The sequence below is a fragment of the Lichenicoccus sp. genome (genome assembly GCF_965276875.1).
Lineage (GTDB): Bacteria > Pseudomonadota > Alphaproteobacteria > Acetobacterales > Acetobacteraceae > Lichenicoccus.
In genome coordinates this window covers 486,158-496,519 of the sequence record NZ_OZ255701.1, presented here as the reverse complement: position 1 = coordinate 496,519, position 10,362 = coordinate 486,158, and the positions used below count along the sequence as shown (strand labels likewise).

Genomic DNA, 10,362 nt, shown 5'->3' with positions numbered 1-10,362 from the left:
ATCCCTAATCAAGGCGTGCGGCGGCACACTGCCTGGCGATCGGCCGAGTACCGGCAACGATGCTTGCCGACTTACCGATTTAGATCAGAATTGTCCAATAGAGTTCTAAGTCACATCGATATAACGTATTCGGGACATAATTTATATTTAGAATTCCGCGTGTTTATAGGAAAGCGAGACGCAGCTTTCTATATTGGACTGGAACCGGAACGGAGTTGCTGAACCAATAGGGCGACCAGGCCGGACCAGCCGGTCTGGTGCGAGGCGCCGACGCCGCGGCCGTTATCGCCGTCGAAATATTCATAGAACAGCACGAGATCGCGGAACGCGGGGTCGGATTGCAGGGTCGGTTGCGTGCCGTGGATCGCACGGCGTCCGTCGCGGTCGCGGGTGAACAGCCCCACCAGCCGACGGGAGAGTTCGGCCGCCACCTCGCCAAGGCTCGCCGTCCTGCCCGAGCCGACTGGGCACTCGACCGTCAGCCCGGTGCCGTAATAGCGCGCGAGGCAGCGCAGGCTCTCGATCAGCAGGGCGTTGACCGGCATCCAGACCGGGCCGCGCCAGTTGGAATTACCGCCGAACAGACGCGAGTGGCTCTCCGCCGGCCAGTAGGACAGCTCGAAGCTCTGCCCGTCACGAACCAGCCGATAGGGATGCGCCTCATGGATCTTGGAGACCGCGCGGATGCCATGCGGCGACAGGAACTCGCTTTCGTCGAGCATGGTGCGCAACAATGCGCGGAGACGGTGCGGCCGCAACAGCGAGAGCAGGATGGTGTCCTCGTGTCCCGGCAGATACCAGTGCGAGACCAGATCGGCGAGATCCGGCCGGTTGTTGAGGAACCATTCCATCTGCGCCTTGAGCTGCGGCAGCCGCTCGATCTGCGCGCCATCCAGCACGGTGGTGGCGAACAACGGGATCAGCCCGACCATCGAGCGGACCTTCAGGTCGATCTTGTTGCCGTCCGGGAAGCTCAACTGGTCGTAGAAGAATTCATCCGCCTCGTTCCACAGGCTGTTGCCCTCGGCGGCGGCGATCAGCAGGAAATGCTCGAAGAACTTCGCCGCGACATCCTCGTAGGCGGGGTCCTGCAACGACAATTCCACCGCGATCTGCAACATCGACAGCGCATACATCGCCATCCAGGCGGTGCCGTCCGATTGCGACAGCACGCCGCCGGTCGGCAGCGGCGCGGAACGATCGAAGATCGCGATATTGTCGAGCCCGAGGAAGCCGCCCTGGAACACGTTGCGCCCCGCCGCGTCCTTGCGGTTCACCCACCAGGTGAAGTTCATCATCATCTTGTTGAAGACGCGCTTGAGAAAGATGTGGTCGGGCACGCCGTTGGTGTCGCGATCCATCTCGAACACCCGCCACGCCGCCCAGGCATGCAGCGGCGGGTTGGCGTCGTTGAACGACCATTCGTAGGCCGGGAGTGCTGCATTCGGGTGGGTGAACCATTCCCGCGTCAGCAGCAGCACCTGCTCTTTCGCGAAGTCCGGATCGACCAGGGCCAGCACCGGGCATTGCAGCGCCAGATCCCACGAGGCGAACCACGGATATTCCCATTTGTCCGGCATTGAGATGATATCGGCGGCGCGGACATGCTCCCAGTCGCCGTTGCGGATATTGCCGCGTCCGGGCGGCGGCTTCGGGCCTACCGCGTCGCCCTCCAGCCAGAGATGCACGTCGTAATAATAGAACTGCTTCGACCACAGCATGCCGGCCAATGCCTGGCGCTGCACCTGGCAACGATCAGTGTCGGTGTCGCCCGCGGCAAGGGAGCCATGGAACTCGTCCGCCTCGGCGATCCGGGCGGCGAATACGGCGTCGAAATCATCAAAGGGCGGCGTCTGCTCGGAGGCAAGCCTCAGGCGCAGACGGAGTGCGTGCTCGGCGCCGGCGGCGACGACGATCCTGTGCAGGGCCGCGCATTTGGTGCCGCGCTGCCGCGCATTGATGGCCGCGTGATTGCCGCCGACGACGAAATCGTTGATTCCATCCTTGAAGAATCCATCTCGCGGCTCGCCGTAAAGCCGGCCGGTGTTGGTTTCATTGTCGCAGAACAACAGCGCGTCCGCACCTTGGGTGTGCAGACGCATTTCCGCAAGCCGGCGATGCAGCACGCGCACCTCTTGGCCGGACACCGCCTCCAGAACGGGCTTGGGGATGTCGTCGAACCAGGCCCAACTGTTGCGCGCCCAGAGCTGTCCAAGCACGGTCAGCTGTGCTGCCTCGTCGGCGCGGTTGACGATGCGCACGCGCATCAGGATGTCGTCGGGCGACGCCTTTGCATATTCCACGAACACGTCGAAATAGCGGTTGTCCGCAAGGATGCCGGTGTCGATCAGTTCGTATTCCGGCGCGTCCTGGCCGCGCCGGCCATTCTCGGCAACGAGGTCGTTGTACGGGTAGCTGCCTTGCGGATACTTGTACAGCATCCTCATGTAGGAATGCGTAGGCGTGGCGTCGAGATGGTAATACAGCTCCTTGACGTCCTCGCCGTGATTGCCCTCGCCGTTATTCAGGCCGAACAGCCGCTCCTTGATGATCGGATCGCGGCCGTTCCAGAGTCCCAGCCCGAGGCACCAGCGCAGCTTTTCCTCAGCAAAGCCGCACAATGCGTCCTCGCCCCAACGATAGGCACGCGAGCGCGCATGATCGTGCGGCAGGCTGGTCCAGGCCTGGCCGTCGGCGCTGTAATCCTCGCGTACCGTGCCCCATTGCCGGTCGCTGGTGTAGGGCCCCCAGCGTCGCCAGGCTGTGCCGTTGCGTGCTTCAATCAGGCGCGCGCCCTCACGCGTCTGCATGATGGTCATGGCTGCATCCTTGCCGCGACGGCGTGGAGCCTGGCACGGGTACCGCTATCGGCAGAGCCATCGACGGTTTCCGGTCGCCAGTGTCGCTGAAAGGCGCGCAGCACGATGTCCACCGGCAGGTCGGGCGCGTAGCCGATCCGCAGCAAGGCTTCGCGTACCCCGGCGCTGTCGCAGCTCTCTGCCATATCCTCCGGCCAGATACCGATCCCGTCCTGCGCCAGCTCGCGCCACGGGAACAGCTCGCCCGGATCCTGCTTGCGATCGGGGGCCACGTCGCTATGACCGAGCACGCGCGCGGCGGGGATCGCGTGGCGCCCGATGATGTCGAGGCAGAGCTGGCGGACGGCTGCAATCTGTTGCGCGGGGAAGCGACGGTAGCCCCATTCGTGACCCGGGTTGACGATCTCGATGCCGATGGAGCTGTCGTTGAGCATCGTGCGGCCCTGCCAGAACGAAACGCCGGCATGGGCGGCGCGGCGTTGCTCCGCGACCAGGCGAAACACTTCGCCGTCCTCTTCGACGACGTAGTGCGACGAGACCTCCGAGGCCGGGTCGCACAGCCGCGCGATGGCCTCAGCCCCGCTTTGCATGCCGGTATAATGCAGGATCAGGGTGTCGATGACGGAGTCTTGCGGGCGGTCGCGCTGGTTCGGACTGTTCAGAAGGATCAAAGCCCGCGCTCGCGTTTGATGCGGTCCCAGGCGGCGTTGATCCGCGCAACCTTGTCGCCGGTCTTGGCGATCAACGCCTCCGGCTCGCCGCGCGCGGTCATCGAGTCCGGGTGGTTCTCGCGCATCAAACGTCGCCAGGTGGCGCGTATCTCGTCGTCGCTGGCGCCGGACTTCAAGCCCAGCACCTCGTAGGCGTCGGGCTCGTTCGAGCTGGGCCGGGCAGCACCACTCTCGGCGCGATCCCATGCGGCGCGGCTCAGGCGCAGCCGGCGATGCACGCGTCGCAGAAAATCGGTCTCGGTGTCGTTGAGCGGGCCGTCCGAACGCGCGATCGCAAACAGTGCGACCAGAACGTCCTCCAGCACCACCGGCTGGTCGGCGAAGGCGGTGGCAAGCTCGTCGGCGAAGGGTTCGAAATCGTCGGTGCGGGCACGCGCCTGGTCGAACAGGCGGCCGATCTCGCGCGTGGACTCTGGTGGGATGCGAAAGCAGCGCTTGAAGGTGTCGATTTCGCGCCGGTTCACCGGGCCATCGCACTTGGCGAGCTTGGCTGACAGGATGACCGCGACGATCGCGAATAGCTGATCACGACGTCCCATCACGCTGGCCACGCGCGCCGCAATCCGGGCCGCGGCACCGCCGGGATCAGCCTGCACGCGCCGGTTGCCGCCCGCGGCATTGATCCAGCCGCCGGCCGGCGGATCGAGCAGCGCGCCGCGATCGGCGGCATGCCCGAGGGCGGCGCCGACGACGGCACCCATAGGGCCACCCATCGCAAAGCCGGTCACGCCACCAAAGAGCTTTCCCCAGATCGCCATACGCTTTCGAATATCACGCCCGGCGCGGTGCGGTCACGCCCGCTCAGGCGTGCGCGGACGTGAGCAGGTTGGGGCGGTCGACGCAGACCCGGTGCGCGAGCTTGAGCAGCGAGCGGGCGGAGGTCTGCATGCCGGCGCGGTCGGCCTGCTCGGCCAGGGCGAGAAGCTGGTGCGAGAGGGTGAGCGGGCTGACCGGCATTTCGGTGGGGACGGAGTGCGAGAGCATCGGAACTTTTCCTCGGTTTAGGAGCATCGGCCGTTCTGGCCACAACCGCAGGATGTGCCGCCAACTCTTTCCGAATGGTTAACGAGGAGCGGCTTTTTTCACTTTTTTAGGCGCGCTTGGTGGCACCACCCGCTGTCACTTTTGCGACCCGTCCCATCCCGCGCGCAGCAGCGCCTGCACACGCAGCGCAGAGGCCAGCGGTGTTGCCGCATCGCGTCCGGCGTCGATGTCGGCAATCAGCGTGCGCAGGCTGCATCCCTCCCGCTCGGCCAGCGATTCGAGCGCCAGCCAGAACTCGGCTTCCAGCGCCACCGAGGTGCGGTGTCCGCTGAGCGACAGGCTGCGCTTGACCAGGGCGTTCACGCGACGACGACAAGGACGAGCTGCGACAGAGCCCACTCGGCCGCCTCGGCGACAACCGGATCAGGGTCGTTGGTGAGTGCGCGCGCCGCACCCGCAAGTGCCGGGTCGCGTGCATTGCCGATGGCGATCAGCACGTTGCGCACGAAGCGGTTGCGGCCGATCCGCTTGATCGGCGAGCCCGCGAACATGGCTCGGAACCCTGCGTCGTTCAGGCCGGCCAGAGTTGCCAGGTCCGGGGCCCGCAAATCCTCGCGCGCGCGCAGCTTGGCCTGGCGGCTTTCGGCGGCGAAGCGGTTCCAGGGGCAGGCGGCGAGGCAGTCGTCGCAGCCATAGATGCGGTTGCCCATGAGCGCGCGGAACTCGTGCGGGATCGGGCCGGCATGCTCGATGGTCAGATAGGCGATGCAGCGGCGCGCATCGAGCCGGTAGGGTGCTGGGAAGGCATCCGTCGGGCAGGCCGCGAGGCAGGCGGTGCAACTTCCGCAGGCGCCGGCGCGCGGCGGCGAGGGTGGCAACTCCAGGGTGGTGTAGATCTCGCCGAGGAACAGCCACGAGCCGTGCGCGCGTGAGACGAGATTGGTGTGCTTGCCCTGCCAGCCCAGGCGGGCCTGCTCGGCCAGCGGCTTCTCCATCACTGGCGCGGTATCGACGAATACCTTGACGTGGCCGTCGCCGATCTTGACGACGAACTGCGCGAGATGCTTGAGCATGCCGCGGACCAGGTCGTGATAGTCGCGGTTGCGTGCATGCACGGAGATCGCGCCGCGGCCGGTTTGCGCCTGCAGCAGACGCGGGTCCGCGTCCGGCGCGTAGGAGAGCCCGAGCGCGATCACGCTGCGCGCCTCCGGCCACAGCGCGCGCGGATCGGACCGCTCATCGGTGCGGGTCGCGAGCCAGCCCATCTCGCCATGTGCGCCGCTGGCCAGGAAGTCCGCGAGCCGCGTGCGTGCCTCGGGTCCGAGCCGGGCCTCGGTGAAGCCCACCGCATCGAAGCCAAGTGCGAGCGCCTTGTCGCGGATGCGCGCGCCGAGCGTATCCGTAGTCACGGCGACCATGCGGCGCGCAGCGCGGTTGCGTGCTCGGCGAGGCGGCCCTCGACGATCGCCGCGCGGATGCCGCGCATCAGCGATTGGTAGTAGGCGAGGTTGTGCCAGGTCAGGAGCATCGGCCCCAGCATCTCCTCGGCGCGGAACAGATGATGCAGGTAGGCGCGGCTGTGACGGCTGCAGGCCGGGCAGTCGCAATCGGCTGCGAGCGGGGCCGGATCGCTCGCATGACGCGCATTGCGCAGGTTGAGCGTGCCGGTGGCGGTAAAGGCGCGCGCGGTGCGTCCGGCGCGGGTCGGCATGACGCAGTCGAACAGGTCGATGCCGCGCGCCACCGCGCCGAGCAGGTCGTCAGGCGTGCCCACCCCCATCAAATAGCGCGGCCTCTCAGCGGGCAACAGCGGCGCGGTCGCATCCAGGGTCGCGAACATCAGCGCCTGCCCTTCGCCGACCGCAAGGCCGCCGATGGCGTAGCCCTCAAAGCCGATCGCCACCAGGTCGGCGACGCTCTCCGCCCGCAACTCGGGATCGGTGCCGCCCTGGACAATGCCGAACTGGCCATAGCCCGGACGTCCGATGAACGCCGCGCGCGAGCGCGCCGCCCAGCGCATCGACAGCCGCATCGCCGCCGCCACGATGTCCGGCGTCGCCGGCAGCCGCGTACATTCGTCAAAGCACATGGTGATCGTGGCATCCAGCGCGTGCTGGATTTCGGTCGAACGCTCGGGGGTCAGCCGGTGCGCGCTGCCGTCGAGATGCGAGCGGAAGGTCACGCCGTCCGCATCCAGGGTGCGCAGCCGGCTCAGCGACATCACCTGAAAGCCCCCCGAGTCGGTCAGGATCGGTCCCGGCCAGTCCATGAACCGGTGCAGCCCGCCGAGCTCGGCGATCCGCTCAGCACCCGGCCGCAGCATCAGATGATAGGTATTGGCGAGCACGATGCCCGCACCCGTGGCACGCACGGCGTCCGCGGTCATCGCCTTGACGGTGCCGGCGGTGCCGACCGGCATGAAGCTCGGTGTCGGCACATCGCCGTGCGCGGTGCGCAGCATGCCCGCGCGGGCGGCGCCTTCGCGTGCGAGGCAGTCCCAAGTAAGGCCAGGGGCGCTGCCCCTGGACCCCGCCAAAGGCGAGCCTTTGGAATCCATTAATTTAGAATTGGGGTCTGGGGCCTGAGGCCCCAGCGGAGTCCAGAGGCAGAGCCTCTGGCCTTGCTTGAGCTGCCAGTAAACAGGCATCCCCATAGGAATAAAATCGGTAGCCGGCAGCGATTGCATGCGCGTACGCCGCCTGCATGCGTGCCGTGCCGGCGAATGCACATGTCAGCATGAACAGCGTCGAGCGAGGCAAATGAAAGTTGGTCAGTAGCAGCGATGCGGTACGGAAGCGGTGGCCGGGCTTGATGAACAGCCGGGTCTGCGCGTCGAAGGGCGCGATCCGGCCGGTCTCGTCGGCCGCACTCTCCAGCAGGCGCAGGCTGGTGGTGCCGACGGCGACGATCCGCCCGCCGCGGGCGCGCGCCGCGTTGATACGGTCCGCGGCCGCGGCGGTGATGATGCCGCGTTCGGGATGCAGGGTGTGTGCCGCCACGGTGTCCGCGCGCATTGGGAGGAAGGTGCCGGCGCCGACATGCAGCGTCACCGTCTCGCGCTGCACGCCGCGCGCGGCGAGGGCGTCCAGCAAGGCCGGAGTGAAATGCAGGCCGGCGGTGGGGGCTGCGACGGCGCCGTCATGGCGGCCGAAGATGGTCTGGTAGTCCGCCGCGTCGTCCTCGGTGGGGCCCGCTGGCCGCGCGATATAGGGCGGCAGCGCCAGCCGGCCGGCGTCGCGGAGGAAGTGCTCGAAGTCCGCGCCTTCTACGGAGAAGCGTAGGCGTGCGCCGCCCTCGTCGTCGCGCGAGAGCACGGTCGCGGAGGCGCCGTCGAAGCGGAGTTCGTCGCCGGCGCGCACGCGGCGGCCATTGCGCAGCAGCGCGTGCCAGCTGCCATCCGCTTGTGGCTGGTCGAGGGTGACGCCGATCCGTGCCTCGCCTCGACGTGCCGCGAGTTGGGCCGGGATCACGCGGGTATCGTTGGCGACCAGCACGTCGCCCGGCCGCAGCAGCGATGGCAGGTCGGCGATGTGTCGGTCGGTATTGCGGTCCGCTTCCACCGCGAGCAGCCGTGCCGCGTCGCGCGGCCGCGCCGGCATTTGCGCGATCAGGTCGGGCGGCAGGGTGAAATCGAACTCGGCGGCGTCCATGTCCGGCGCATGATCCCTTGCACGCGGGCTGGCTGCAATGCTGGTGTGGGCGGGATGCGTGTCCTGTCTCTCCTCGCCTGCCTGCTTGCTCTCACCGGATGCGCCGTGGAGGATTCGCGCATCGCGCAGCGCGGTAAGATGCGCTTCCTGGGTATGAACGAGGTCGACCTCGAAGCCTGCCTCGGCAGTCCGGAGCAGCATAGCAGCTTCCCCGGCACCGATATTCTGACCTACGAGGCGCCCTCGTCCTCGAGCCTTGGCTTCTCGCCGCCGATCATTGGCGGTTTCTCGGTCAATAACGGCGGCTATTGCCATGTCACTTTCCGGGTCGATGACTGGAGGGTCAGCCACGTCATCTATTCCGGAGAGAAAAACGCGACCCTGGCGCCCGACGCCTATTGCGCGCCGATCATGCGCAGCTGCCTTGCCGAACTCGGCTCACGCCGCCTGGCTCGCGGCGTCGCCGGTCAGCGATAGGAGCGCCTCGCTGCCGAGCCGGCTGCAGAAATCGCCGAAGCCTTCCGTGGGGCCGAGGCGGTCGCGTGCGAACGCCTCCAGCAAGGGCGCGAACTTCTCGCCGAGTGCGCCGAACGCCACCCGGTCGAGCAGCCGGAACGACAGGCGGGTGCCGTTGAAGTCGCCGCCGACATAGATCGCATAGAAGCCCGGAACTCGTCCGACCAGGCCGATATCGCCGCCATAGGAGCGCGCGCAGCCGTTCGGGCAGCCGGTGACGCGCAGGCTGATGCGCTCATCGGACAGGCCATATTGCGCCAGCAGGCCCTCGAACATTGCAACCAACGGCGCGTGCACCCGCTCGGCCTCGGTCAGCGCCAGGCCGCAGGTCGGGAGTGCCGGGCAGGAGAGGGCAAAGCGTGCGAACGGAGTCATCGCCTCGGCCGGTGTGACGCCGTGTTCGCGCAGGATCGTGTCGATCGCGTCGCGGTTGGCGGGGTCGATGTCGCTGAGCAGCACGTCCTGCTGGGCGGTGAAGATGGGAGCGGCGCCGAAGCGGCTGATGATCAGGCGCAGCGCCGTGCGCAAACGCGCAGTCTCGGTGTCCTGGATACGACCGGCTGCCACCGGGACGCCCAGCCACAAGCGGCCGTCACCCTGCTCGTGCCAGCCGAGCAGCTCCGGCACGTCCAGAGTCGGCAACGGACGCGGCGGCGCCAGTTCGGCGCCCACATAGCCCTCCAGGGTGCGCGCGACCCATTCGATGCCGCGGTCGTGCACCACGTATTTCAGGCGCGCGCGACGACGGTCGGTGCGGTCGCCGTGATCGCGGTGCAGACGGATCACCGCCTCGACCATCGGCTGGAGCCCGTCCGGCGGCACGAAGCAGACCGGGGTCGCCAGGCGCGGGAAGGTGCGGGCGTTGTTGTGGGTCATGCCCTGCCCGCCGCCGACGGCGATGGTGTAACCTTCAAGGCGATCCGCCGCGTCGAAATGTGCGATGATCGCGAGATCGTTGGACAGCGCGTCGACGCTGTTGTCGTCCGGCAACGCAATGGCGATCTTGAACTTGCGCGGCAGGTAGGTCGCGCCATAAAGCGTCTCCTCCTCGTCCAAGCCCGCCACCGGCGCCTCGTCGAGGAAGATCTGGAAGTAGGCGCGGCTCTTGGGCAGCAACGCGCCGGCGAGCCGCGCCACGTCGGCGCGCACCTGGGCGTGGCGGGCATCGTGGCGCGGCGCCGGGGTCGCCATCAGGTTGCGCACCACGTCGCCGCAGGCCGACATCGTGGTCATCAGGCTGTGGTTGATCGCGGCGATCGCCGGCTTCAGCTCGCCCTTGAGGATGCCGTGGAACTGGATGCCCTGGCGGGTGGTGATGCGCAGGGTCGAATTGGCGTGGTCGTCGGCGATCGCATCGAGGGCCAGGTAGCGAGCGGCATCGAGCCGGCCGCCCGGGATGCGCACCCGCGCCATGAACTGGTACTCTTTTTCCAGCTTCTGCTGCTTGCGCGCGGTCGCGGTGTCGCGGTCGAACTGCTCGTAGCTGCCGTGGAATTTCAGCAGCTGGTAGGCATCCTCGCTGACCTGGATGCCGCCATCGGCGAGTTCGTCGGCCAAGTGTCCGCGCAGACCCTGGCTAGCGCGCTTGAGGGTCTCGACCCCGGAGAGCTTGATCTGATCTGGCACGTGGCGTCGTCCCATAAGAATTACACGTCCGCGAAA

General features: G+C 67.3%; 10 protein-coding genes. 1 reads left to right on the top strand and 9 read right to left on the bottom strand.

Annotation, left to right across the window (positions count from 1 at the left end; genetic code table 11):
* Positions 1-188: 188 nt before the first annotated feature.
* The 8 genes from ACQY4K_RS02510 to queA all read right to left on the bottom strand — a co-directional run bounded on the left by ACQY4K_RS02510 (position 189) and on the right by queA (position 8,184).
* On the bottom strand, positions 189-2,819 hold the full coding sequence (locus ACQY4K_RS02510; protein WP_428393143.1) for an MGH1-like glycoside hydrolase domain-containing protein: 2,631 nt from the start codon (positions 2,817-2,819) through the stop codon (positions 189-191).
* A complete protein-coding gene (locus ACQY4K_RS02505; protein ID WP_428395918.1) occupies positions 2,816-3,481 on the bottom strand; it encodes an N-acetylmuramoyl-L-alanine amidase in 666 nt (221 codons plus the stop codon). The genes ACQY4K_RS02510 and ACQY4K_RS02505 overlap by 4 nt, the downstream gene beginning before the upstream one ends.
* A 5-nt stretch (positions 3,482-3,486) precedes the next feature.
* Positions 3,487-4,308, bottom strand: coding sequence for a TerB family tellurite resistance protein (locus ACQY4K_RS02500; protein WP_428393141.1), 822 nt, complete (start codon positions 4,306-4,308; stop codon positions 3,487-3,489).
* Positions 4,309-4,351: 43 nt separating this feature from the next.
* Positions 4,352-4,534, bottom strand: coding sequence for a hypothetical protein (locus ACQY4K_RS02495; RefSeq protein ID WP_428393139.1), 183 nt, complete (start codon positions 4,532-4,534; stop codon positions 4,352-4,354).
* 135 nt (positions 4,535-4,669) lie between these two features.
* Positions 4,670-4,897, bottom strand: a complete 228-nt coding sequence (locus ACQY4K_RS02490) for a ribbon-helix-helix domain-containing protein (RefSeq protein WP_428393137.1) — start codon at positions 4,895-4,897, stop codon at positions 4,670-4,672.
* Entirely contained in the window at positions 4,894-5,952 is a 1,059-nt protein-coding gene (queG, locus tag ACQY4K_RS02485; protein ID WP_428393135.1) for a tRNA epoxyqueuosine(34) reductase QueG, read from the bottom strand. Before queG ends, ACQY4K_RS02490 begins: the two co-directional genes overlap by 4 nt.
* A complete protein-coding gene (tgt, locus tag ACQY4K_RS02480) occupies positions 5,940-7,070 on the bottom strand; it encodes a tRNA guanosine(34) transglycosylase Tgt (protein ID WP_428393133.1) in 1,131 nt (376 codons plus the stop codon). Before tgt ends, queG begins: the two co-directional genes overlap by 13 nt.
* 25 nt (positions 7,071-7,095) lie before the next feature.
* Positions 7,096-8,184 carry a tRNA preQ1(34) S-adenosylmethionine ribosyltransferase-isomerase QueA gene (gene queA, locus ACQY4K_RS02475; protein ID WP_428393132.1) on the bottom strand — a complete coding sequence of 363 codons (1,089 nt, stop codon included), beginning with the start codon at positions 8,182-8,184 and terminating at the stop codon, positions 7,096-7,098.
* A gap of 54 nt (positions 8,185-8,238) precedes the next feature.
* Between queA and ACQY4K_RS02470 the strand changes: the two genes are divergently transcribed.
* The gene (locus ACQY4K_RS02470; protein ID WP_428393131.1) at positions 8,239-8,661 is read left to right on the top strand and encodes a hypothetical protein; all 423 of its coding nucleotides are present in this window, start codon (positions 8,239-8,241) and stop codon (positions 8,659-8,661) included.
* On the opposite strand, the gene ACQY4K_RS02465 is transcribed toward ACQY4K_RS02470, so the two are convergent.
* A complete protein-coding gene (locus ACQY4K_RS02465; RefSeq protein ID WP_428393130.1) occupies positions 8,623-10,326 on the bottom strand; it encodes an NADPH-dependent assimilatory sulfite reductase hemoprotein subunit in 1,704 nt (567 codons plus the stop codon). The genes ACQY4K_RS02470 and ACQY4K_RS02465 overlap by 39 nt on opposite strands.
* Positions 10,327-10,362: the final 36 nt, after the last annotated feature.